This is a genomic window from Roseateles sp., assembly GCF_047654805.1.
Taxonomy (GTDB): domain Bacteria; phylum Pseudomonadota; class Gammaproteobacteria; order Burkholderiales; family Burkholderiaceae_C; genus Pelomonas.
Genome location: NZ_JASGIV010000001.1, coordinates 1,857,429 through 1,882,146, shown reverse-complemented (window position 1 = coordinate 1,882,146; position 24,718 = coordinate 1,857,429). Strand labels below are relative to the sequence as shown.

The 24,718-nt window shown below is 69.1% G+C and carries 16 protein-coding genes and 1 pseudogene; 6 read left to right on the top strand and 11 right to left on the bottom strand.

All coding sequences use genetic code 11. The annotated features are described in order from the left end of the window. Positions 1–72: 72 nt before the first annotated feature. Together QM732_RS08305 and QM732_RS08300 are read right to left on the bottom strand one after the other, a co-directional pair. Positions 73–822: a LytR/AlgR family response regulator transcription factor gene (locus QM732_RS08305; RefSeq protein ID WP_415655698.1), complete on the bottom strand. Its 750-nt coding sequence runs from the start codon at positions 820–822 to the stop codon at positions 73–75. Beyond that, positions 819–1,952 carry a sensor histidine kinase gene (locus QM732_RS08300; protein WP_415655697.1) on the bottom strand — a complete coding sequence of 378 codons (1,134 nt, stop codon included), beginning with the start codon at positions 1,950–1,952 and terminating at the stop codon, positions 819–821. Before QM732_RS08300 ends, QM732_RS08305 begins: the two co-directional genes overlap by 4 nt. 135 nt (positions 1,953–2,087) lie before the next feature. On the opposite strand from QM732_RS08300, the gene QM732_RS08295 reads away from it, so the two are divergent. The 3 genes from QM732_RS08295 to QM732_RS08285 are packed head-to-tail and all read left to right on the top strand — an operon-like array spanning position 2,088 to position 5,571. Further along, entirely contained in the window at positions 2,088–3,485 is a 1,398-nt protein-coding gene (locus QM732_RS08295) for a phosphomannomutase/phosphoglucomutase (protein ID WP_415655696.1), read from the top strand. 47 nt (positions 3,486–3,532) lie between these two features. Further along, the gene (locus tag QM732_RS08290) at positions 3,533–4,288 is read left to right on the top strand and encodes a tetratricopeptide repeat protein (protein ID WP_415655695.1); all 756 of its coding nucleotides are present in this window, start codon (positions 3,533–3,535) and stop codon (positions 4,286–4,288) included. After that, positions 4,288–5,571 carry a 3-deoxy-D-manno-octulosonic acid transferase gene (locus QM732_RS08285; RefSeq protein ID WP_415655694.1) on the top strand — a complete coding sequence of 428 codons (1,284 nt, stop codon included), beginning with the start codon at positions 4,288–4,290 and terminating at the stop codon, positions 5,569–5,571. The genes QM732_RS08290 and QM732_RS08285 overlap by 1 nt, the downstream gene beginning before the upstream one ends. Here QM732_RS08285 and QM732_RS08280 read toward each other — a convergent pair. From QM732_RS08280 to QM732_RS08260, 5 genes are read right to left on the bottom strand one after another with little or no spacing between them, the layout of a single operon-like run. Continuing rightward, positions 5,568–5,897 carry a cupin domain-containing protein gene (locus tag QM732_RS08280; RefSeq protein ID WP_415655693.1) on the bottom strand — a complete coding sequence of 110 codons (330 nt, stop codon included), beginning with the start codon at positions 5,895–5,897 and terminating at the stop codon, positions 5,568–5,570. The genes QM732_RS08285 and QM732_RS08280 overlap by 4 nt on opposite strands. A 23-nt stretch (positions 5,898–5,920) precedes the next feature. After that, on the bottom strand, positions 5,921–7,357 hold the full coding sequence (locus QM732_RS08275; RefSeq protein ID WP_415655692.1) for an efflux transporter outer membrane subunit: 1,437 nt from the start codon (positions 7,355–7,357) through the stop codon (positions 5,921–5,923). 14 nt (positions 7,358–7,371) lie between these two features. After that, a complete protein-coding gene (locus tag QM732_RS08270) occupies positions 7,372–8,955 on the bottom strand; it encodes a DHA2 family efflux MFS transporter permease subunit (protein WP_415655691.1) in 1,584 nt (527 codons plus the stop codon). Between the two features lie 21 nt (positions 8,956–8,976). Next, positions 8,977–10,077, bottom strand: a complete 1,101-nt coding sequence (locus QM732_RS08265) for an HlyD family secretion protein (protein WP_415655690.1) — start codon at positions 10,075–10,077, stop codon at positions 8,977–8,979. Positions 10,078–10,093: 16 nt separating this feature from the next. Next, complete coding sequence (locus tag QM732_RS08260) at positions 10,094–10,927, bottom strand: pirin family protein (protein ID WP_415655689.1); 834 nt, start codon at positions 10,925–10,927, stop codon at positions 10,094–10,096. A gap of 101 nt (positions 10,928–11,028) precedes the next feature. Between QM732_RS08260 and QM732_RS08255 the strand changes: the two genes are divergently transcribed. Together QM732_RS08255 and QM732_RS08250 are read left to right on the top strand one after the other, a co-directional pair. Continuing rightward, complete coding sequence (locus QM732_RS08255) at positions 11,029–11,970, top strand: LysR family transcriptional regulator (protein WP_415655688.1); 942 nt, start codon at positions 11,029–11,031, stop codon at positions 11,968–11,970. A 112-nt stretch (positions 11,971–12,082) separates the two neighbouring features. Then, positions 12,083–13,060, top strand: coding sequence for an SGNH/GDSL hydrolase family protein (locus QM732_RS08250; RefSeq protein WP_415655687.1), 978 nt, complete (start codon positions 12,083–12,085; stop codon positions 13,058–13,060). 205 nt (positions 13,061–13,265) lie between these two features. Here the strand turns inward: QM732_RS08250 and QM732_RS08245 are convergent. The 3 genes and pseudogenes from QM732_RS08245 to ligA form a co-directional block, all read right to left on the bottom strand. After that, positions 13,266–18,368 (bottom strand): annotated as a pseudogene (locus QM732_RS08245) (putative Ig domain-containing protein); the annotation flags it as partial. Positions 18,369–19,140: 772 nt separating this feature from the next. Next, positions 19,141–19,965: a substrate-binding periplasmic protein gene (locus QM732_RS08240; protein ID WP_415655686.1), complete on the bottom strand. Its 825-nt coding sequence runs from the start codon at positions 19,963–19,965 to the stop codon at positions 19,141–19,143. Positions 19,966–19,990: 25 nt separating this feature from the next. Further along, entirely contained in the window at positions 19,991–22,033 is a 2,043-nt protein-coding gene (ligA, locus tag QM732_RS08235; RefSeq protein ID WP_415655685.1) for an NAD-dependent DNA ligase LigA, read from the bottom strand. A 42-nt stretch (positions 22,034–22,075) separates the two neighbouring features. Here ligA and QM732_RS08230 point away from each other — a divergent pair, with 42 nt between their 5' ends. Next, positions 22,076–22,591 carry a hemerythrin domain-containing protein gene (locus QM732_RS08230; protein ID WP_415655684.1) on the top strand — a complete coding sequence of 172 codons (516 nt, stop codon included), beginning with the start codon at positions 22,076–22,078 and terminating at the stop codon, positions 22,589–22,591. A gap of 1 nt (position 22,592) precedes the next feature. On the opposite strand, the gene QM732_RS08225 is transcribed toward QM732_RS08230, so the two are convergent. Beyond that, positions 22,593–24,539 carry a TonB-dependent receptor plug domain-containing protein gene (locus tag QM732_RS08225; protein WP_415655683.1) on the bottom strand — a complete coding sequence of 649 codons (1,947 nt, stop codon included), beginning with the start codon at positions 24,537–24,539 and terminating at the stop codon, positions 22,593–22,595. Between the last annotated feature and the right edge of the window lie 179 nt (positions 24,540–24,718).

The following is a 24,718-nucleotide window of genomic DNA, read 5'->3' as shown; positions in this document are numbered from 1 at the left end:
GCCAGTCTAGGACCCGCCGCCGCCAGATCATGGCAGTTTCCGGACATGCCCCTGCAAGGCCCGGCCCGCTTCCTACATGGCCTTGAAAAGATGGACGTAGGCGCGGCTGACGGGAAGCTCGCGCTCATGCCCGCGCACGCGGACGAAGAGCCGGCTCGCCTCGTCGCGGCGCGTGCCGGCGAGATGGTCGAGGTTGATGATGGTGGAGCGGTGGACCTGCCAGAACAAGTCGGGGTCGAGCTGGCTGGACAGCTCGAAGATCGGCGTGCGGATGAGGTGCTCGGCCGTGGCCGTCTGCACGACGGTGTACTTGTCGTCGGCATGGAAGAAGAGCACGTCGCCGACGGGAATCTGGTGCATCAACTCACCCTGGGCGGCCCGCACGTAGCGCAGCCTGGCCGGTGCCGCGGCGCCGGCGGCGGGCAGCAGGCGCTTCAGCGTCTCGGCCAGTGCCCCGTCTTCGCTGGGCGGCGTCTGGCGCAGCCGTGTCACGCAGGCGGCCAGCCGCTCGGCCTTCAGCGGCTTGAGCAGGTAGTCGACGGCGCGGGCCTCAAAGGCCTCGACGGCGTATTGGTCATAGGCCGTCACGAAAACGACGCGCGTCGCGCCCTCGATGCCCTGGGCGACCTCCAGTCCGGTCAGGCCGGGCATCTGGATGTCCAGGAACGCCAGGTCGGGTTCCAGCTCGGCGATGGCCGCGGCGGCCTCGACGCCGTTGGCGGCGGTCGTGACGATCTCCAGCTCGGGCCAGGCCTGAGCAAGCTGGGCCTTCAGGTATTGGACGAGATGAGGCTCGTCGTCGGCGATCAGGGCAGTGGTCATGGGGTGTCGTTGGGGAGGGGAATCTGGATGCAGGCACGTGTGCCGCCACCTTCGCGCGGCAGCAGCTCGAGACTGGCGCCCGGGCCGAAGCGGGCCTGCAGCCGGGCACGGATGTTGTCGAGCGCCACGCCGTTGCCGGCGCGGCGGCGCGGGCCGTCCAGCCCTTGGCCGTCGTCCGCGACTTCGATGTGCAGCAGGCGGCCTTCGCGTCTGGCGCTGACGGTCACGGTGCCGCCGGCGATCTGGGGCTCCAGCCCGTGGTGGATGGCGTTCTCGACCAGGGGCTGCGCCAAGAGCGGCGGCAACTCGATGCCCCGCAGCTCGGCGGGCAGCGCCAGCTCGACCTTGAGCCGCTCGCCCATGCGCAGCTGCATCAGCCCGAGGTAGGCCTCAAGCATCGCGAACTCCTGGGCCAGTGTCGTGGACTCGCCGCGCAGCTGCCCGAGGCTGGCGCGCAAGTAGTCCGTGAAGCGCTCCAGCATCAGCTTGGCCCGCTGGGGGGCGAAGTCGATGAGGCTTTGCACGTTGGCCAGCGTGTTGAAGAGGAAGTGCGGCTCGATCTGGCCCTGCAGCAGCTTGAGCTGCGCCTCGGTGATGCGGGCCTGCATGGCCTCTTGTTTCCAGCGCGAGCGGTAGCGCAGGCCCATGACGAGGGTGACGATGATGGAGATCAGCAGGAACTGGGCCCAGAAGCCGGGCTTGCCGACCAGCTTGCCCAGCAGGTCCTGGCGGCTCCAGATGCCGGCCACGGCGGCGAAGCCCAGCAGCAGCCCCACCAGCGAGCAGAGGATGGAAAGCGTCGAGAAGAACACGCCCGAGCGCCAGTCGCGCCAGCCGGAGATGGTGTCCAGCCAGCGCTGCGGTGCCAGCGTCTCGAAGCCGCGGAAGCCGAAGAAGAAGCACAGCGTCACGCTCAGGCTGACCAGCATGTGGCCCGGCAGGTCGTTGCGCCACCAGGCGACCGACCCCAGGCGGCCGCTTTGCACGCCATTGACGGTGGCGAACAGCAGGCCGAAGCCGATGAACCACACCAGGTAGACCAGCACGCGCATGCGCAGCCGGTCCGGGCGCTTCTTCATCAGCATGCGCTGGTTGCGCAGTGCCTGGGTGAATTCCTCGGTGAATGTCATGGGGTGCGAGTGTAGGAAGCCCGCCGGCGCTCCCCCCGGGACGGGCGACGATTCGACGGCAGGGGCGACGAATGGCAAGGCGGCCCCTGCCTACAATCCGGCGCGCTTTTTCAAACCCGATCTTCCGAGGCATCCATGCAGGTTCACGCATCCATCTTCAAGGCCTACGACATCCGTGGCGTCGTCGGCCAGACCTTGAACGAGGAGCTCGCCGAGCATCTGGGGCGTGCCTTCGGTACCGAGGCCAAGGCCCTGGGCGAGAAGGCCGTGGCCGTGGGCCGCGACGGCCGCCTGTCCGGTCCCGGCCTCGTCGCCGCACTGATCCGTGGCATCGCCAGCACCGGCCTGGACGTCGTGGACATCGGTGCCGTGACGACGCCCATGCTCTATTACGTGGCTGCCACGCGCGCCAAGCATGGCTGCACGTCCGGCATCATGGTCACGGGCAGCCACAACCCCAAGGACTACAACGGCTTCAAGATGGTGCTGCAGGGGGCCGCCGTCTATGGCGAGCAGATCCAGGGCCTGAAGCGCCGCATCGAGGCCGAGGACTACGCCAAAGGCAGCGGTCGCGTCGGCCAGATGGACGTGGTGGCCGAGTACACGGCCCGCATCGTCAAGGACTGCAAGCTGGCCCGGCCGATGAAGGTCGTCGTCGACAGCGGTAACGGCATTCCCGGTGCCTCGGCCCCGGCCATCCTGCGCGCGCTGGGCTGCGAGGTCATCGACATCTACTCCAAGGTGGACGGCGACTTCCCCAACCACCATCCCGATCCCTCGCGCCCCGAGAACCTGGAAGACCTCAAGCGCATCGTCCACGCGACCGACGCCGAACTGGGCCTGGCCTTCGACGGCGACGGCGACCGCCTGGGCATCGTCACGAAGGACGGCCAGATGATCATGCCGGACCGCCAGATCATGCTGCTGGCCGCCGACATCCTCAAGCGCAACAAGGGCGCGGAAATCATCTTCGACGTCAAGTGCACGCAGCGCCTGGCGCCCTGGATCAAGGAACACGGCGGCAAGCCGCTGATGTGGCTGACGGGCCATTCGCTGGCCAAGGCCAAGCTCAAGGAGACGGGCGCTCCCATGGCCGGCGAGCTCTCCGGCCACATCTTCTTCAACGAACGCTGGTACGGCTTTGACGACGCCATGTACACGGCCGGCCGCATGCTGGAGATCCTCTCCCGCGACGCCGATCCCAGCGCCACGCTGAACGGCCTGCCCAACAGCTTCAACACGCCCGAGATCAACGTGCCCTGCGCCGAGGGCGAGCACCACGAGGTGGTCCGCAAGCTCAAGGAGCTCGTCACGCTGGCCGACTTCCCCGGCGCCAGCGAGCTGGTCACCATCGACGGCCTGCGCATCGAGTTCCCTGACGGCTTCGGCCTGATCCGCCCGTCCAACACGACGCCGGTGCTGGTGCTGCGCTTCGAGGGCCACACGCCCGAGGCGCTGGAGCGCATCCAGCACGACGTGCTGGCCCAGCTCAAGCGCGTGAAGCCGGACGCGACCTTCGCTGCGGGCCACTGACGCCGCACGGCCGCAGAGCCGTCGTACGCCAACACCAGGGAGATGACATGCCATTGATCGGAGGACTGCACATCCTGATCGCGCTGCTCTGCGCGGTTCACGTTGTGCGAAGTGGCCAGCAGCTGTACTGGCTGTTCATACTTTTCGCCTTCCCGCTGCTGGGCAGCGCCGTGTACTTCTTCGCCGTCTACATGCCCAATTCAAGGCTGGATCACGGCGCTCGCAAGGCCGTCACGGCCGCCGCGCGTGCGATGGACCCGGGCCGCGATGTGCGCGAGGCGCGTGCGGCCTTCGACGTGTCGCCGTCGGCTCAGAACCAGATGCGTCTGGCCGAAGCGCTACTGGAGGCCGGTGAGGCGACAGAAGCCGCCCAGGCCTACGAGGCGGCGCTCAAAGGGCCGTTCGCCAGCGACCCTGACATCCGCTTCGGCGCTGCGCGCGCCCATGTCGAATGCCAGCGCTTCGACGCAGCCCTGCCGCATCTGGAAGCCCTCAAGGCTGAGCGCCCCAGCTTCCGTGCCGACCAAGTCCTGCTGCTGCTGGCCCGCGCCTACGCCAGCACGGGGCGCGTGGCCGAGGCACGGGAGAGCTTCGAGGCCGGTGTAGGCCGGTACGCGAGCTTTGAAGCGAACGCCGAGTACATGATGTGGGCCTTGGCGATCAACGACCAGGCAACGGCCGCCCGATTGCAGTCTGAGATTGACCGCCAGGTCCGCCTCTGGAGCCCTGCCAGTCGCCAGCTGAACGAACCTGTCCTGCGCCGCCTGCGGGCTGCGCAGGACCTAGCTCGGAAGAACGGCTGATGCCCGAGGGCCTGGCGCTGGCCCTGTACACGGCCGTCCTGCGGCTGCTGACACCCCTCTACCTGTTGCGCCTGTGGCGGCGCGGCGCAAAGGAGCCGCTCTACCGCGATGCCCTGCGCGAGCGGCTGGGCCTGTACTCGGCTACCCAGCCCGTGCCCGGGCGCCTGTGGATCCACGCCGTCTCCCTGGGTGAGACCCGGGCCGCCAGCGCGCTGATCGCCGCACTGCGCGAGCGCGAGCCGGGCCTGCGCATCCTGCTGACGCAGTCGACCGCCACCGGCCGCGAGGCCGCCCAGGGCCTCCTGCGAGACGGCGACGCCATCGCCTGGCTGCCCTATGACACGCCGGGTGCCGTACGGCGCTTCCTGCGCCACTGGCGGCCGCGACTGGGCGTGCTGATGGAGACCGAGGTCTGGCCCACGCTGCAGCATGAGGCTGCACGTGCCGGCCTGCCCATGGTGCTGGCCAATGCACGGCTGTCGGAAAAGAGCCTGCGCCAGGGCCGGCGCCTGGGTGCGTTGATGCGGCCGGCGGCGGCACGCATGACGCTGGCCCTGGCCCAGACGGAAGCGGACGCGCAACGCATCCTTGCGATGGGCATGGATCGCGTCGAGGTGGCCGGCAACCTGAAGTACGACATCGCCGTGGACGCTGCGCTGATCGCACGCGGGCAGTCATGGTCGACACAGCTCGGCCGGCCCGTGCTGATGCTGGCTGTCAGCCGCGAAGGTGAGGAAAAGGCGCTGCTCAACGAGTGGGTCAGGCAGCCGGCTCCTCGCCCGCTGCTGGCCATCGTGCCGCGCCATCCGCAGCGCTTCGACGAAGTGGCCGGCCTGGTCGAAGCCGCCGGCCTGACACTGGCGCGCCGTAGCAGCTGGACCGATCAGCCGCCGATGCACGCCGCGGCCGCCGACGTCTGGCTGGGCGACTCGATGCGCGAGATGCCGCTGTACTACGGCCTGGCCGGCGTGGCCCTGCTGGGCGGCAGCTTCGAGCCCCTCGGGGGACAGAACCTCATCGAGGCCGCGGCCTGCGGCTGTCCGGTGCTCGCAGGACCGCACACCTTCAATTTCGCGGAGGCGACGGAGCTGGCACTGGCGGCTGGCGCTGCGCAACGCTGCGCGACGCTGGCCGAAGCGGTCTCGCGGGGCCAGGCGCTGTGCACGGACGCGCAGGCGCGTGCATCGATGAGCCGCAGCGCCCTCGCCTTCTCGGCCGCCCATCGCGGTGCGGCGGCGCGCATGGCGGCCGCGATCCTGTCGCTGGCCGAATCAGGCGCCTAGCGGCGCAGCGCAATGGTCACGAGGGCGCTGGCGTCCTCGACGGCCGTGACGCCATGCATCACGCCACCCGAGAGATAGAGCAACTGCCCCGCGCCCAGCGCATGCGACCTGCCCTCGGCCGTGACCACCATGGATCCTTCGATGCACTGCACCGTGATCTCCCCGGGCACGCTGTGCGGCGGCAGGGACTTGCCCGCCATCAGCACCAGGCGCATGACCTCCAGGTCCGCCGACTTGAACAGCGCGCTGGTCTTCTCCTGGGCGAGGCCGGTGCCGAGCGGCCGAACGTCGACAGCCTGGCCGGGAAGCGCATGGGGGATAGCCATGCTCCTAAGTATGCGCTCCTGGCTCAGCCGCCGTTGGCGGGGGCCTTGTGGTCGCTCCAGCCGCCGCCCAGCGCCTTGACGAGCTGTGCCGTCGCAGCCCACTGCGCACCCCGCAGCTGGGCCAGCGCGCGCTCGGTGGCCAGCGGCGTGCGCTCCGCCTCGGTCACGTCGAGGTAGCTGACAGCGCCCTTGTCGTAGCGGCTCCTGGCCACGGCCAGTGCCTGGCCCGACGATGCCAGCGTGCGGTTCTGCGCGTCCACGACGGCGGCGCGGCCTTGCAGCTCGGCCAGCGCATCGTCCACCTCGCGCAGCGCCTGCAGCATGCGGCCGCGGAAGGCGGCCAGGGATTCGTCGACCTGGGCCTTGGCCCCCGCCAGGTTGGCCTTGTTCTTGCCGCCTTCGAAGATCGGCAGCGAGATGCTGGGGCCGAAGTTGTACAGGCGCGCCGGCGCCGAGACCAGATCGCTCAGGTCCTTGCTCTGGTAGCCGAAGCTGCCGGTCAGGCGGATGGACGGGTAGAAGGCGGCTTCGGCTATGCCGACCTGGGCGGTTGCTGCGTGCAACTGCGCCAGGCTCTGGGCCAGGTCGGGGCGACGCTGCAGCAGCTCGGACGGCAGGCCGGCGCGGATCTGCGGCGGCGTCGTCAGTGCCGACTGTGCGGAGGCCTGCAGCTTCAGCTCGGCAGCGGCCTGGCCGGTCAGTGCCGCGATCTGGTTCACCACCAGCGCCTGACGACGCGGCAAGTCGGCGACGTCGGCATCGGCCGAGGCCAGCTCGGCGCGCACGCGCTCCAGGTCCTGCTGAGTGGACGAACCCGCGTCAAAGCGGGTCTGCGCGACCTGGAAAGCCTTGGCCCGACTGTCGCGCAGGCGCTGCAGCGCAAGGCCCTCGTCGGCCAGCGCACGCCACTGCCAGTAGGCGGCGGCAACGTCGGCCGTCAGCGCGACACGGGCAGCAGCGGCATCCAGCGTGGATGCGTCGAGCTGGGCCTGGGCGGCCTCGGCCTGGCGCTTCACGCGGCCCCAGAGGTCGATCTCCCAGCCGAGGTTGGCCTGCACCGTGCTCTGCCAGCCCTCGAAGGTGATGGCCTGCCCACCCAGGACGGGAGTCGTGACGGACTTGGCCGAGGTGCGCAGGCCGGTCTCGTTGGCGCCGATGTCCAGGCGCGGCAGCTCGTCGGCCCGGGTCGCGCCATAGACGGCGCGGGCCTTCTCGATGCGTGCGGCGGCTGCGGCCAGCGTGGGGCTGGCCTGCAGGGCTTGCGTCTGGAGCGCATTGAGCTGGGCGTCCCCGAACATCAGCCACCAGTCGCGCTGAAGCTCGGCGCCTGCGGCCGGCGCGACAGCACGGTAGGCGGCGGGTGCGTTGGCGCCAGGCGCCTGGTAGTTGGGGCCCAGCGTCGTGCAGGCGGCCAGCGCGGCCGTGGCGACGAGGGTGAGGACGGTCTTGAGTTGGATCATCTCGATCTCCCGAATCAGTGGGCGGCTTCCGCGCTCGCGGCGCCGCCGAGGACCTTCTTGCTGAGCCAGACGATGGCCACGCAGGCGACCAGCGCGATGCCGAGGATCAGGAAGGCATCGTTGTAGGCCATGACGTAGCTGTCGCGGCGGACGACGTTGTCCAGCGCCTTGAGGGCCATGTCCTGGGCCGCGGCGGCGTCGAAGCCCTTGGAGGCGAAGTTCTGCGCCAGAGCATCCAGCCGCGCCTGTGTGGCCGGGTCGTAGAGGCTGACGGCCTCCCCGACGCGGGCGCTGTGCAGGTGCTCGCGGTTCGTCAGCAGCGTGGCCAGTACGGCGATGCCGACCGAACCACCGAGGTTGCGCATCATGTTGAACATGCCCGAGGCGCTGGGCAGCAGGTTGGGCGGAATGCCGTTCACCGCGAAGTTGGTCAGCGTGATCATGATCAGCGGCTGACCCAGCGCGCGCACGACCTGCGCGGCCAGCAGTTCGGGGCCGGCCGTGTCGGCGCTCATGTGCGTGTTCATGAAGCAGGACACAGCGAACAGCGTCAGGCCCAGGCTCATCATCACGCGGTTGTCCAGCTTGGTGGACAGCTTGGCCGCGAAGGGCATGATGAAGAGCTGCGGCAGACCCATCCACATGATCACGAGGCCGATCTGCATGGGCGTGTAGTTCGCGATCTGGCCCAGGTACAGCGGCAGGATGAAGGCCGAGCCGTAGAGGCCCATGCCCGTCGTGAACGCGATGACCCCGGCAATCAGGAAGCTCGGGCGGCCGAGGATGTGCAGGTCGATGAACGTGTTCTTGCGCGTCAGGCCGCGCCAGGCCCAGCCGTAGATGCCGGCGATGGCCAGCACGGCGGCCGTGATGATGAAGGGGCTCTGGAACCAGTCCTTGGCATTGCCCTCCTCCAGCATCGCGGTCAGCGAGCCCAGGCCCACGGCCATGAACAGGATCCCCCACCAGTCCACGTCGCGCAGCAGCTTCAGGTTCATCGGCTCCTTGTCCAGGCCGAAGCTGACGCCCAGCATCAGCAGGATGCCTGGCACCCAGTTGATGTAGAAGATGCTGGGCCAGCCGTAGAGCTCGGTCAGGTAGCCGCCCACCGTGGGGCCCAGCGTCGGCGCGAGCGTGGCGGTCATGCCGAACAGGGCCAGCCCGATGGGGCGCTTCTTCAGCGGCAGCTTGCGCGTGACCAGCGTCATCGCCATCGGGATCATGACCCCGCCGGTGAAGCCCTGGGCCGCCCGGAAGGCGATCATGCTCTCCAGGCTCCAGGCCATGCCGCATAGCGTGCTGAAGACGAGGAACAACGCGACGTTGACGACGAGGTAGCGGCGCGTGGAGAACACCATCGCCAGAAAGCCCGCCAGCGGAATGACGACGATCTCGGCGACGAGGTAGGCGCTCGAGATCCAGGAGCCCTCCTCCTGCGTGGCCGACAGCGCGCCGAGGATGTCCTTCAGCGAGGAGTTGGTGATGGCGATGTCCAGCACCGCCATGAAGGCGCCCAGCAGGCTGGCCAGCACGGCCAGCCAGGTGCGGCCGCTGACCTTCTGGTCGGGCGGTGGCGGGAGGTAGTTTTCGTTGCCCATGTCAGTGGCATCCGGCGGGGATCAACCGGCGATCTCGACTTCCACCTGCACCGACAGCCCCGGCACGATGCGCGCGGCCTGCTCACCCAGCGCCTTCAGGCTCTCGGGCTCGAAGACCAGCTTGACCGGCAGGCGCTGCACGATCTTCGTGAAGTTGCCGGTCGCGTTGTCCGGCGGCAGCAGCGCGAAGCTGGCGCCCGAGGCCGGCGCGAAGCTGTCGACCTTGGCGATCAGGTCCTGCCCCGGGAAGGCGTCCACCTTCACGTGCACCTTCTGGCCCGGCTTCATCCTGGCGAGCTGGGTCTCCTTGAAGTTGGCGACGATCCAGGTCTCGGGCTCGACGATGGCCGCGAGCTGCTGGCCGGGCTGCACGCGCTGGCCCACTTCCACGGTGCGCTTGCCGATGCGGCCGTCGGCCGAGGCGCGCACCTCGACATAGCCGAGCTGGTTCTGTGCATCCTTCAGCTGGGCCTGGGTGGCGCTCTTTTGCGCATTGGCGGACTGGCGCGCGCTCTCGGCGGCGGCAACGGCCTCCTTGGCGGCATTGGCGCCGGCCTTGCGGGCGGCCAGGTCGGCACGGGCCACGTCGCGGGCAGCCAGGGCCGCGTCCAGCTCCTGCTTGCTGGTGGCGCGCAGCTCCGCGCCGAACAGCGCCTGGCTGCGCTTGGCATCCAGCTCGGTGCGGGCCAGCACGGCCTCGGCCTGCGAGACCTGGGAGGTGGTGACGGCGGCCTGGGCCCGGGCCTGGGCGATCTGAGCAGCGCTCGTCGCGATGGCCGCGTCGGCCTGGGCGATCTGGGCCTTCAGCCGCTCGATCTGCACGGCCGCGTCGGCCGGGTCCAGGCGCAGCAGCACGTCGCCGGCCTTGACGACCGCGTTGTCCTGCATGTGCATTTCGGTGACGACGCCGGCCACGCGCGTGGCGATCGGGTGGATGCGGCCGGCGATGAACGCGTTGTCGGTCTCTACCAGGTGCTGGCTGCGCCACCACATGCGCCCGCCCAGGCCGATGCCGCCGACCAGCAGCAGCGCGCCGATGATCAGCAGCGGCACCGGCGGGCCGCTCTTCTTGCCGTTCTCGGCGGGCTTGGGCGCGGCGGCGTTGTCCTGAGCTGCGTTCATTTGGAGTTCCTTGTTGTCAGACGTTCGGGGTTGTTCTGGGGGTGGATAGGGCGCAGAGGCGGCCCATGCCGCCGGTCTGGAAGCGCTGCAGCGCGCTAACGACCTGGCCCTCGTCGCTCATCGCGAAGGGACCGTGGCGCACCAGCGGCTCGCGCAGCGGCCGGCCACTGAAGCAAGCCAGGCGCAGCGTCTCGCCGGCCTGGATGTGCACGCTGCCCGGCCCGGCCAGCGACAGCGCCTGGCCGGCCGACAGCGTCAGCCCTGCGGCTTGTCCGCTGCCGTGGACGACGATGGCGAGGCCCTGCTCGCCTTGCGGCAGCACCGGTTCATAGGCCGCGCCGGCATCGATGTCGACGATGACCAGCGCCGTGGGCCAGGGCAGCGCCAGCTCGGCGCTGCCGCCGAAGACCTGCACGGCGCGCCAGCCCTCGCCCACGCGGCGCGGCATCTGCGCAGCAGCCAGGCGCATGACGCACGGATCGCGCAGCTTCTGCTCCGCGGGCAGGTTGACGAAGATCTGCAGGCCGTGGGCCTCGTGGCCGGCCTCGATGGGGAACTCGTCATGCATGACGCCGCGCCCGGCCAGCGTCCAGTGCAGGCCGCCGGGCAGGATCTCGTACTCCCCGCCCAGCGAATCACGGCTGACCAGCCCGGTGGCCGAGTCGTCGAAGAGATAGGTCACTGCCGAGAAGCCCGCGTGCGGGTGGGGTGCGAACACCGCCTCGCTCATGCGGAAGCGGTCCACCATGATGAAGGGGTCCAGCAGGGCCGCAGGCTCGCGCCAGCCCTCGGCCTGGAAGCCGGTGCCGATGCGGTGTCCTTTGGACGGAAGCAACTGGACCGTTGACATGATGGCCGGGACTGTAGAGAGTTCCATTTCCGGTGAATAGCTGCAAAAATCAAACGCACCGTTCCGGAAACGAAACGAAATATAACGAGACGAACGACACCATGAAGATCGACGACCTGCTGCTGCTGGCCCAGGTGCACAAGGCCGGCTCGCTGTCGGCGGCCGCCCGCGTGCTGGAGCTGCCCAAGGCGACGTTGAGCCGGCGCCTGACCGCGCTGGAAACCTCGGTCGGCGCGCGGCTCTTCGTGCCCGGTGCGGCGCGCATGACGCTGACGGAGCTGGGTGAGCAGCTTGCCGAGCGCGCGGCGCGGCACGACGACGACATTGCCGAGACGCGCCAGTGGCTGGCCTCGCGCGAGGCCACGCCGCAGGGGCGGCTGCGCGTGTCCGTGCCTGCCGAGTTCGCGATGCTGGTGCTGGCCGAGAGCTTTGCGCGTTTCGTGCGCCGCTACCCCAAGGTGGCGCTGGAGGTCGACACGACGCCGCGCCGCGTCGACCTGTTCAACGAGCCCTATGACGTGGCCGTGCGCATGGGGCCGGTGGATGAGCCCGACCTCGTTGCCCGGCAGTACATGCTGCTGGAGCGTGGCCTGTATGCCAGCCCGGTCTACCTGCAGGCCCGCCCCGCGCCGCAGACGCCGGCGGATCTGGCGGAGCACGATTTCGTCGTGCTGAGCCAGGGCAAGGGCCTGCATCGCACGCTGCAAAACGGCCGGCAGACGGCGGAGGTGGAGGCGCGCGGGCCGCTGGAGGCCAACTCCATCGGGCTGGTGCTGTCGCTGACGCGCGCTGGTGGCGGCATCGGCAGCTTTCCCTTCGGCATGGTGGCGCCCGACGTCGCCGCCGGCACGCTGGTGCCCGTGCTGCCCGACTGGCGCTACGAACCGCTGCCCGTGCACCTGCTGACGGCCAGCCGCCGGCTGATGCCCGCCAAGACGCGCGCCTTCATCGACCACCTCTTCGAGACCAAGCCCGACTGGGCCAAGTCCGCCTTGCTCAACCTGCCGGCGAAGGCCACGGCGCACAGCCGTCCCGCTGGCTAGGCCGGACTCGTCTCGCCACCCCGCGTTCGAGGGGTGGGAGTTCTCCGCTGCCCCGCCGCTTGCCGTCACGTTAGCTTGCAGGTCCACTCGAACGAGACAACGAGGCAAGACGATGAAGAACTTCCTGCGTCGCTGCGCCGGCGCCCTGGTCCTGGGCGCCGCAACCTTCGGCAGCCTGCCTGCGCTGGCCTACTCCAGCCTCACGGTCTTCGGCGACAGCCTGTCCGACACCGGCAACATCTTCCTCGCCACGAGCGGCGCGACGCCGACGGCGCCCTACTTCAGCGGCCGCTTCTCCGACGGCCCGATCTGGATCGACGTGCTGGCCAGCGGCCTCGCCCTGCCGAACGGGGCGGTGCCCTCGCTGATCGGCGGCAACAACTACGCCTTTGGCGGCGCCCGCACCGGCACCGCCTCGAACCCGCCGGGGCTGCTGGCGCAGGTCGGCGGACTGTGGGCGCCCTCGCATGCACTGGCCGACCCGACCGGGCTGTACGTCGTTGTCGGCGGCGGGAACGACCTGCGCGATGCCCGTGGCGCTGCCAGCACGGCCGAATCGCGCCAGGCCGCCGCGCAGGCCGCCGCGGCCAACGTCGCCAGCGCGGTGGGCCTGCTCGCCAGCCGCGGTGCGCAGCACGTGCTGATCTCCAACGTTCCCGACCTCGGCGCGACGCCGGAAGCCGCCGGGCTGAACCTGGTGGCGAACTCAAGCGACGTGACGCTGCGCTACAACCTGCTGATCGCCGGCCTGGTGCCGCTCTTGGAGGCGCAGTTCAGCGGCCTTCAGGTCAGCTTCCTCGACATGGCCGGGCTCGCCGCCGACATCCGCAGCGACGCGCTGACCAACGGCGGTGCGCTGTACGGCATCACCAACGTCACGACGCCCTGCGGAACCTTTCCCGGCTCGGTCGGCATCTCCTGCAGCGTCTCGGCCTTTTCCGACGCGCTGCACCCTTCGGCTGCCGCACATGCGTTGATCGGCCAGGCGGCACTCGCGGCGGTGGCCGCCGTGCCCGAACCCGGCACATGGCTGCTGATGGCGCTGGGCGTCGCGGTCATCGCGCTCAGGCGTCGCAACGTGGCGCGCTGAGCGCCCAGGCCGGCGAGGCCTTGCGTCCTCGCCCCGCGGTTCCCCCCGCCTTCAAGCGGCTTCGTCCCGTATCCGGTATCGCCGCTCGCCTGCCCGACAGGAGCCGCGCGCGGCGCGGGAGGGGGCCTGCAGCGCGCCAGGCCCCTGATCATCCTGCCGGCCCGGCGCGCCCGGCGATGTCAGGAAGCGCGTCGGCGCTTGGCGCCTAGAACCTGCCCTCTGCCCCCAACCTGATCGTGTGGACCGTGCCGCTGCCACCCGCAACCGAGCTGCCGTAGTCCAGCGAGAGTGCAAAGCCGCTGCGCAGCACCCACTTTCCGCCGACCTCGGCCATCCACTGGCCGCGTCGCGCGCCCTGCGGGTGCGCCGTGTAGACGGGGGCGTTGCTGCCCAGGTCGGTGTAGCTCATCGTGGCCAGGTCGGCTCCCTCGAAGTGGTGCTGGTACTCGATGCGCGCGCGCGGCTGCAGTTCGCTGCCGCTGAGCGCGTAGACGGTCTCGGCACGCAGGCCCAGCTTGCCGGTGGTCATGCGCACGGCCTGGTCGCCGTAGGTCAGGCTGTTCACGTCGGCCGCGCTTTCGACGTAGCCGTTCAGCGTCGCCCGCATCAGGTCCAGCCGAGCATAGGCCGAGACCAGCAGGCCCTGGCGCTCACGGTACTCGTAGCCGCCCGCCAGCGAGCCGAACCACTGGCGGCCACGACGCTGGCCGGTCGCGAAACCGCCTTCGTCGGTGATGAAGCGATTGACGTCGAAGCTCAGCGTGCTGTGGCCCAGTACGGCATCCACGAAGGTATTGGGCGCGGGCCGCAGCGCGGCGTAGACGGCCAGGACGCTGCTGTCGCTGGTGCTCTTCGAGCCCTTGCTGCCCACGTCGCTGCGGTCGCTGCTGAAGCCTCCGCCGAGCCCGATGGACCAGAGCTGGCTGACGCGATAGTCCACTCCAAGGCTGACGCCGTCCGTGTGGAAGCGAAAGCGCGAGGTGCCAGTCAACTGGTCGCGATGGCCGAAATCGACGCTGCCGCCGATCCACCAGGACAGCTCGCTGCGCGCAGCCTGCTGCGTGTTCCGGCCTGCGGCGTTGGGCGCATCGTTTGGTGCCGCGCTCTGCGACGCGTTCTGGGCATCGCCCTGCGCCAGGTTGGCGCCGGGGCCGCGCCGCGCCGCGCCGACCACGCCTGCAGGCCTGGCGGCTTCACCATTGCGCATCGCTGCGCTGGCGTTCAGCTGAGCGATGGGGTCGGTGGGCAGCACGGAATCCACGCCGTAGGAGCTCAGGCTCAGCCCGAAGCTGGACCTGGCCCAGCCGTCGCCGTGCAGGGATTCGAGCCGGCGGCTGAAGTTGTTCAGCTGCGAGCTCGCGAAGCGCCGGGTCGCATCGGCCTGCGCCGCCAGCAGGCCGTTGACCTCCGCGTCCTTGGATGGGTCGAGTCGCCCTGCCACGGTGATCGTGGCCGTCCCTTGCGTGCTGCCGTGAGCATTGCTTAGCGAATACACGACGGTGTCGGTGCCGGCGAAGGTGGCCAGCGACGTATAGACGATGGCCATGCCCTGCACCACGGCCTTGCCATGGCTCGGCGGGGTCACGATGGACAGCTCGGTGAACGGGCCTCCGACGGCATTGGTCGTCACCGCAAGCGTCACTGGCTGGCCCGACTTGGTGGTGGCGCTGACGATGGCCAGCGTGGGCGGCGGTGCGCTGACGATGATGGTGACCGTGGCCGCAACCGATGTGCCGGCCGCGTTGGATGCCGTGTAGCTGAAGCTGTCGGTGCCGTAGTAGCCCGGGTTCGGGGTGTAGATGACGGCGGGGGCGGTCGTGGCGGTGTCGGCGCGTCCTGCTGCCAGTGCCTTCGCACGCGCAACGTTGCTGGCGTCCAGCCCCACGATGCTCAGGGTGCCGTGCTGGGGCGGCGTGATGATCGTGATGCTCGACACCGGTCCGCCCGAGATGAGAAGCGGGATCACCGTCGAACTGCTGCCGCCCCCGGCGCTGCCGCTGGGCACCGTCACCGTCACCGGCTCGGGCACCGGTGGGGGCGGATTGATCGTGATGGTCACTGCGGCGGATGACGAGCCCGAGACATTGCCCGCCGTGTAACTGAAGCTGTCGTTGCCGTAGTAGCCCGTGGTCGGCGTGTACGTCACCGTGTTGCCATTGAGCGTGGCCGTGCCGTGGCTGGGGGGCACGGTGATGGTGAGGGTTGCCGCCGCTCCGCCTGTGACGGCACCGGAAAGGTCGATCTGGGTGGCGATGTTGAACGGGACGGTCACGCTCTTGGTCCCGGCGACCGGCAGAGCCGGGTTGATCGCCAGCGCATAGACCCGCGTGCCCGATGCCGCCATGCCGCTGGTGGCGTCGGTCGCACGGATCGTGAAGCTGAACGCCCCTGCTGCGGTCGGCGTCCCGGCAATCACGCCCGTGCTGCCGTCCAGGCTCAGTCCACTGGGCAAGCTGCCCGTGCTGACGCTGTAGCTGTAGGGTGCCGTTCCGCCCGAGGTGCTGATGGCCTGGCTGAAGGCCACCCCGACCTGCCCGTTCGGCAGGTTGGGCAGGCTGGGCAGCAGCGTGAGGTCAGGCGCACTGACCGTCACCGTCACCGGCGCTGCCGCCGATGTGCCGCCGGCATTGGTGGCGGTGTAGGTGAAGCTGTCGGTGCCGGCGTATCCCGCAACGGGCGTATAGGTCACGGTCAGGCCTGCCACCGTGGCCGTGCCGTGCGACGGTGGCGTCGCCACCGCAATGCTCACCGCCGTGCCGCCCGTGATCGCCGGAGCGAGGTTGATTTGCACGGGGTTGTTGTACGGCGTGCTCGCAGAGCTGGCGTTTGCGACCGGGGCCTGCACGGCGATGACCATCGTATAGGCCTTGGCGACCGTGAATGGCGCGCCCGTGCCCGTGGTGCTGTCAGTGGCGGTCACGGTGAAGTTGTAGGTGTTAGCCGTCGTCGGCGTGCCGGTGATCGTGCCGGTCGCGCCGTTGAGCGACAGGCCCGCCGGCAGCGCGCCGGCCGTCACGGCAAAGCTGTAGGGCGCCGTGCCGCCGCTGGCGGACACGGCCTGGTTGTAGGCCACGCCGACATTGCCGTTGGCCAGGCTTGCCGTCCCGATCGTGAGCGTCGGACCCCCGATGGTCACGTTGTAGGCTCTCGTGCCGGCAAAGTTGTTGGCGTCCGTCGCCTGCACTGTGAAGTTGAACGCGCCCGCCGCCGTCGGCGTGCCCGTCAGCACGCCTGCCGCGGACAGCGTCAGCCCCGCAGGCAGCGCACCAGCGCTGACGACATAGCCATAGGGGGAGACGCCTCCGCTGGCGGTGAAAGCCTGGCTGTAGGCCGTCCCGATCGCCGGGTTCGCGATGCCCCCCACGGGCGACACCGTGACGGTGGGCGCACCAATGGTCAGGTTATAGGTGCCGGAAACCGAGAACGGCGAGCCAGCGCCGGTCGTGGCAGCCGTCGCCGTCACCGTGAAGGTGACGGTGCCGCCTGCAGTCGGCGTGCCCGACAGCACGCCTGTGCTGGTCGAGAAGCTCAGTCCGGCCGGCATGGAGCCGGAATTGATCACGATGGCAAAGGTGTAGGGCGCGGTGCCGCCGCTGGGCGTGAACGCCTGGCTATAGGCGGACAGTGCCGAGCCGGACAGATTGCTGCCGCTCGCCGGGCTGATGGTCAGCACGGGTGCTGTGACCGTCCAGGCGTAGGGGCGGTTGCCCGTGAACGGGCCGGTGCCGGTGGAGCTGTCCGTGGCCGTGACAGTGAAGTTGTACGTGCCGGTGGCCGTGGCTGCGCCGCTCAGGACGCCGGCACTGCTCAGGGAGACGCCCGCGGGCAGCGAACCTGCCGTCACCGCGTAGGTGTAGGCGCTGGTGCCGCCGGTGGCGGTGAAGGTGCCATTGACCGTGGCACCTGCTGCAATCGAAGAGAGCGACGCGGGGGCAACGGTGACGGTCGGCGCGTTCACGGTCAGCGTATAGGCGCGGTTGCCCGTGAAGGGAGCGCCGGTACCCGTCGAGCTGTCGGTGGCCGTCACGGTGAAGTTGAACGAACCGCCTGCAGTGGGCGTACCGGAAATGACGCCACCGGAAGACAGAGACAAGCCCGCGGGCAGCGAACCCGCCGTCACCGCGTAGGTGTAGGGACCGACACCACCACTGGCGGTCACGGTCTGGTTGGTCGAGGCGCCAACCGTGGCAGCCGTCAGTGACACCGGGGCCACGGTGACCGTGGGCGCATCAACGGTCAGCGAGTAGGGCCTGCTGCCGGTGTAGGGGCCAGTGCCGGTGGAGCTGTCGGTGGCCGTGACGGTGAAGTTGAACGTGCCGCTTGCCGTGGGGGTGCCCGACAGGGTGCCGTTGCTGGCCAGCGTGAGGCCGGCCGGCAGGCCGCCCGCCGTCACCGCGAAGGTGTAGGCGGCTGTGCCGCCGCTGCCCGTGACCGAAGCGCTATAGGCCGAGCCGGTGCTCGCGTTGCTCAACGATGCCGGGTTGACGGCAATGGTGGGGACCGCGACCGTCAGCGTGAGCGTGCCACTTGTTGCTGAGAACGGACCGGTACCCGTACTGGAATCGGTCGCTGTCACGATGATGTTGAAGCTGCCTCCAGCGGTAGGCGTGCCAGAAATGGTGCCGTTGCTGGCCAGCGTGAGGCCGGCCGGCAACGAGCCACTGGCCAGGGCATAGCTGTAGGGCGCCGTGGCGCCGGAGGCACTGGCTATTGACTGGCTATAGGCCGATCCGACGCCGCCGGCGGAGGGGCTGCTTGGAGAATAGGTGACCGTGGCATTCGACACCGTGATCGACACCGTCGCCGGCGCCGAGGTCCCGCCGCCATTGGTAGCGGTATAGGTAAAGGTGTCGGTGCCGGAATAGCTTGCAGCCGGGGTGTAGGTGATCGTCGTGCCACTGGCCGTCGCCGTGCCATGAGTGGCTTGGGTGCCGACCGCGACGCTGGTCGCCGCCATCCCTGTGATGTTGAGCGGGATGAGGTTGGCACTGCTGCCATGGGCCACCGTGGCGCTGACCGCATTGGCGACGGGTGGAATGACATAGGTGAATTGATCTGCTGCGGTTACAGCAGACGTGCCAGCAGCATTCGTGACGGTAATATCGACCGTGCCTGAGCCAGATGGCGCAGCGGCGGTGATCTTTGTTGCGCTGTCCACAGTGAAGGACGACGCATTGGTGCCACCAAACTTGACGCTGGTCACGCCGATGAGATTCACCCCCGTGATCGTGACGCTCGTGCCTGAATTACCGGTTGAAGGACTGATCGACGTGATCGAAGGTTGTTTGACTACTGTCAAATTGAGCGTAACAACCTGATTGTTCATGTCGTGCAGCTGGGAGCTGGTCACCTGGCCGACATAAATTGCAGAAGACGGCGTATAGACAATGATGTCGGCTGGATACTGAGTGTTATCCGCTTCTATCGTCCCGGCGCCATCCGGGAGCGCAACTGCCCAGTCCATGGGGTAGGCGCCTGTATATAAGCCGTTGTCAGTCGGGTCGCATGCAACCCTCTCCGCCGTGGACAACGTATAGGACTTTTGCGAGCCGTCATTTACAACGGTCCAGTTCAGCGTACATGCTGCCCAAACCTGCACGGGCAAGCCGAGCAATGCCACCAGCATGCAGATTTTGCTCAACAGCGCGCCGAATGAAGACCTGCCATTGCGCCCGCCGGAAAGATTTTCAGCAAACAAGCGAAAAACCTCCGACATACTCACAAGACCATCCCTTGAAATACCCCTCATTTCGTCCCTGCTCCCCGGCTCCGGGCATAACCCGTATTGTCTAGATTGGCCATGTTCAGACTGGCTTCAATCGGCAAGAAGCAGCCATGAGGATTCCTCGCTGATGCCTACGGCGAAGCCATCAAGGTCCAACCAACGCACGTGGCGCCTGCGCACAGTGGGTGGCCGCAAACGCGAAAGGCGCCCCTGCGATTGGCGTTGGTGCCAACCTACGCAGTGACGGCGGCGTCATGTTCTGGTATTCACCCCGAGAAATTTGGCGCGAATATAACTACCAGGTTGAGCGCATCTGCCCCTGAGGGGGCTCATCGCAAAAAAGCGGCAAATCTGCTCAGTTGCCTTGTTTTTTCCAGAGCTGGATGCTCTTGTCGATCCAGCCGTTCATCAGCGCGGGCTGGCGCGACAGCTTGTACATCGCACGGGCGATGCGACCGCGCAGTTCCGGCGTGTTGCAGGGCGAGCGGTGCGACAGCGTCAGATAGAGCGACTCGCTCGCCACCGCGGGCAGCAGCGGCTTGAGTCCATCGATGTTCAGCCGTGCCTGGTAGGCCGCAGCCGGTGCGTCCTCGTAGACGAGATAGTCCACGCGCGATCGATGCAGCATCTGCAGCGCCTGCTCCAGCGTCGCGACCTGCGAGATGCTCAGGTGTTCGCGCGCATACCGGTCGAACTCCTCGCCCAGGCTGTTGCCGATGACCGTGACTCCCTGCAGTGGCGCGAGGTCCACCCAGCGCTTGAAGTCGAGCCGGCTGCTGTCGCGCACCAGCACCACGGAACGCGTCTCGCGGAATGCCGGGTAGAAATAGTCCATGTACTCGGTGCGTGCCTGGGTGAAGAACGCACCCGCGATCAGGTCGATGCGGCCTGCACGCATTTCCTCCTGCACGCGCCCCCACGGGCCGACGTAGCGTGACTCGATCGCGACACCCAGCTCCTTGGACAGCCACGCCAGCAGGTCGACGTTGGCGCCAACCAGGCGCTCTTCATTGCTCGCACTGCGCCATAGATAGGGCGCGTACTGGGGATTGCCCGAGGCCACGAGTTGCCGGCAATCGGTCGGCGTGACCGAAGGCTGGGCCTTGGCCGCAGCGGACAGCAACCCGACCAGCGCGAGCGCCAGCAACGCGCGCGGGAAGCAGATCGACTGCTGGGTCATCGACGCGGCTCCTGATGATGGAAGATCAGACCGCTCCCTGGAGCAGGGTCTGCAGCCCCGCTTCGTCCAGCACCATAACACCCAGGCTGCGGGCCTTTTCCAACTTGCTGCCTGCTTCCTCACCGGCAATGACGTAGTTCGTCTTTTTTGACACGGAACCACTGACCTTGCCCCCGGCCGCCTCGATCAGTGCCTGTGCCTCGTCGCGGCTCAGCGTGGGCAGCGTGCCGGTCAGCACCAGCGTCTTGCCCAGGAGCGGGCGCGGCCGGTCGTCGGCCTCGCCCGCACTCTCCTTGGGGCTGACGCCGGCCGCGAGCAACTGCTCCACGACCTCGACGTTGTGCGGCTGGGCGAAGAAGGTATGGATGCTCGCCGCGACGATGGGGCCAACGTCGGGCACCTCCAGCAACTGCTCGACGCTGGCACTCATCAACTTGTCCAGCGTACCGAAGTGGCGTGCCAGGTCCTTGGCCGTGGTTTCGCCGACCTGGCGTATGCCCAGGGAGAACAGGAAGCGCGCCAGCGTGGGCACCTTGCTCTTCTCCAGCGCGTCGACGATGTTCTGCGCACTCTTCTCGGCCATGCGGTCCAGTGCCGCGAGCTTGGCGACCCCGAGCTTGTAGAGGCCCGGCAGGCTCAGCACGATGCCGGCGTCGACGAGTTGCTCCACGAGCTTGTCGCCCAGGCCCTCGATGTCCATCGCGCGGCGGCCGGCGAAGTGCAGCAGGGCCTGCTTGCGCTGCGCCGGGCAGAACACGCCGCCGGTGCAGCGGTACTCGATACCGCCCTTGTCTCGCACGGCCTCGCTCTTGCAGACCGGGCATTCTCGCGGCATGTGAAAGTTGGGGACGTAGGCCGGGCGGTCACCCGGCACACGCCCGACCACCTCCGGAATCACGTCGCCGGCACGGCGGATGATGACCTTGTCGCCCACGCGAACGCCCTTGCGGCGCATCTCGAAGACGTTGTGCAGCGTCGCGTTGCTGACCGTGGTGCCGCCCACGAACACCGGCTCCAGCCGTGCCACGGGCGTCAGCTTGCCGGTGCGCCCCACCTGGATGTCGATGGACAGCAGCGTCGTCACCTGTTCCTGGGCGGGGTACTTGTGCGCCACCGCCCAGCGCGGCTCGCGGGTCTTGAAGCCCAGCCTGGCCTGCAGTTCGCGCGAATTGACCTTGTAGACGATGCCGTCGATGTCAAAGGGCAGCGCGTCGCGCCGGGCGGCCATCGCGCGGTGGAACTCGACCAGACCGGCCGGACCCTGCACGACGACGCGGTCGGCGTTGACCGGCAGACCGAAGGCCGCCAGCGCGTCCAGCAGGCCGGCATGCGTGGCCGGCAGCTCCCAGCCCTGTACCTCGCCCAGGCCGTAGGCGTAGAAGCACAGCGGCCGCTGGCGCACCAGCGCAGGGTCGAGCTGGCGGATGGCGCCGGCCGCGGTGTTGCGCGGATTCACGAAGGTCTTCTCGCCGCGCTCGCGCTGGCGTTCGTTGAGCTTCTCGAAGTCGTCGCGCCGCATGTAGACCTCGCCGCGCACCTCCAGCACGCCCGGCGCTGCACCCTGCAGCCGCAGCGGGATCTGGCCGATGGTGCGCACGTTCTGCGTGACGTCCTCGCCGGTCTCGCCATCGCCCCGCGTTGCGGCCTGCACCAGCACGCCGTGCTCGTAGCGCAGGCTCATCGCGAGGCCGTCGAACTTCAGTTCGGCTGCGTACTCAACCGCGGGCTCGCCCTCGGCCAACCCCAGCTCGCGGCGCACACGGGCATCGAAGGCGATGGCGCCGCCTTCGGTCGTGTCGGTCTCCGTCGTGATGGAGAGCATGGGCACGACGTGGCGCACCGGCATCAGCCCGTCCAGCACGGCGCCGATGACGCGCTGCGTGGGCGAATCGGCCGTCAGCAGCTCGGGATGGGCCGCCTCCAGGGCCTGCAGTTCCTGGAACAGCTTGTCGTACTCGGCGTCGGGCAGCTCCGGCGCGTCGAGCACGTAGTAGAGGTGAGCGTGGCGATTGAGCTGGGTGCGCAGCTCGGCGGCGCGCGCTGCGGGCGTGGCGGGGTCGGCGGTCATATGCCGGCATTGTCGCGGGGCGGCGGGACGAGAATAGGCAGCATGGTGACCTCTGCCCTGCTCCACGCTGGTCCTGCGGTCGGCTTCGACCAGCCCTTCGAGATGCTGCTCGCCTGCCACGAGCGCGTTCAGCGCAGCCTCGAGCTGCTGCTGCGCCTGCAGGCCCATGCGGCGACGCATGGCGCGGACGAACAAGCCCGCGACGCGGCCCGGGACGTGCTGCGCTACTTCGACCTGGCCGGCCCCAAGCACCACGAGGACGAGGAGCGCCATGTGCTGCCCCGGCTGCGCGCCACGGGCCTGGGCGCCCTCGCCGACCGGCTGGCAGCGGACCATGCCGAGATGGGCCGCCAGTGGGCGGCACTGCGTACGGCGCTGGAGGCCTTGCGAGACGGCAGCGGCCAGGGGCCGGACGCCGCGGCCTGCCAGGCCTACGCTGCCCTGTACGCCGGCCACATGGCAGCCGAGGAAGGCGAGGCCTTCCCGGCTGCGGCATGGCAACTGGACGCCGCCACGCTGGCCGCCATGGGCACCGAGATGGCCGCGCGGCGGCGCTGACTCACCAGCGTCCCTCCAGGCCGACGCGCAGGCTGCGTGGCAGTTCCTCGTAGCTGAACAGCGGCGACTTGGCCGCCAGGCGCAGGTTGGTTGCGTTGTCGACGCCGGCACGCAGAGTCAGCCCATGTCCCAGCGCCAGGCTGGCATGCAGGTTGACCAGAGTCAGTGCAGGCACAGCCTGCGGTGGCTGGCCGGCAACGGTGGAAGCAAGGCGCAGGCCGCTTTGCACCGTCACGTCGGCGCCGGCGCGCCAGGCGCCCTGCTGCCAGTCGGCCCGCAGGCCCCAGCTGCGGCGGGCACGTTTTTCCAGCGGCACGCCGTGGTCGTCGTGGGCGCTGAGCAGGCCGGCCTGGGCCTGCAGCGTCCAGCCGCCGCCGCGCCAGCCGGCCACGGCCTCGATGCCCTGCAGTACGGCCGAGTCGATGTTGCGGAACTGGTAGACGCCGCTGACCGGCGTTCCGCTGAGCAGCACCGGCACGATCAGCTGGCGCACGCGGTTGCGGTAGGCCGTCAGCGAAGCGCCCGTGCTCGTGTGGTCCCAGGTCAGCGTGGCCTCGACGTTGTCGTTGGTCTCGGGCTTGAGGCCGGCCTGGCCGACGTAGGTGTTGGGGCCTTCGTCCTCGCGGTAGTCGGGATTGATCTGCTTGAGCGTCGGTGCTTTGAAGCCCCGGCCCAAGCCGCCCTTGAGGATCCAGCCGGCTGCCGGCTTCCAGACTGCGTAGATGCGCGGGCTGAGCTCCGTGCCGAAGCGGCTGGCCCGGTCGGCCCGGGCACCGGCGGTCAGGCTCAGCGTGGGGGCCAACCGCACCTCGTCCTGCACGTAGACGCCCGTGTGCGTGGCGCTTGCCTGGCCGCCGGGCAGGCCAGCATTGTCCAGATGCTCGTCGCGCAGCTCAAAGCCGGCCGTCCACAGCTGAGCGGCGCTGGCGGGCACGATGGCCTGCCCTTCCAGCACGCGGTCGGTCAGCGTGTTGGGCCGCAGCGAGGCAACGCCTCCGGTCTTGACGTTGCTGACGGCGAGGCGGTTCTGGTAGATGCGCAGCAGCGTCTCGCGGCCCTCGCCCCAGTCGCCATCCCATTGCAGCGCATGGTGGTCGCGCACGAGGTGGTGCAGGCTCTGGTGGTAGCGCTTGAGTCCGGAACGCTCGCGGGCGTCCAGCCAGCGCTGTTCGTCGCCGTGGCGGCTGTCGACGCCCAGGCTCTGTCCCGGCGCAGCGCGCCAGCGCAGCTTGAACGCAGCCTCGCGCGGCTGGCGCCCCTCGACGGCGGTGATGCGCGGGTCGGCGGCCGTGGGCGTCGACTCGCGGCGCGCATCGCTGAGCGCCATGCCGAAGTCCAGCTCCGGCCCGAAGCCGCCGCGCAGCGCCGCGGCGACGCGGTGTCCGTCGCCCCCGTCCTGGCCGCTGCGGCCCTCCGCAAAGGCACGCGCCTGCAGCTCGCCGTCCAGCGGCGCAGTGATGACGTTGATGACGCCGCCCAGCGCCTCGGCACCGTAGAGCACCGACATCGGACCGCGCACGACCTCGATGCGCGCGATGTCGACGGCGCCGGTCCAGTCGAGCTGGAAGTCGGAGGCGCCCACCAGGCCGTCGCTGGCGGAGATGCGCTGGCCGTCCACCAGCACCAGCACGTGGCGTGGATCCATGCCGCGCAGCGACAGCGCCTTGCGACCGCCGGTGGGCCGGCCGAAGGCGCCGACGCCAGGCTCCACGCGCAAGGCTTGAAGCAGGTTGTCGGTGCCGCGCTCGGCGATGGTCTCGGCGTCGACGACGGTGATGGCCGCGGGCGCATCGGCCAGCGGCACGGCATGCCGGGTGGCGCTGACGACGATGCGCGGCAACTGGTCCGGCGCATCAGCGCCGCGGACGGGGCCTGCCAGGGCCAGCAGCCCGGCTGCGGCCAGGGCCGACAAGCGGAGGACGGGGTTGGGAGCTTTGTTGTGGTTCATGCCCGCCAGCGTCGTCACGGCGGCCTGGCCGCGCCTTGACCGAGTTCAAGTCCGGACCGCGAAAGCGCGGCCGCATTGATCAGCATCAAGACCCACCCATCCGCCGGGAAAACCTTGATCCGGTTCAAGGAAGCCGTGGGGCGGCCCTTCGAGCATGGCGGCATCACCATAGCAAGGAG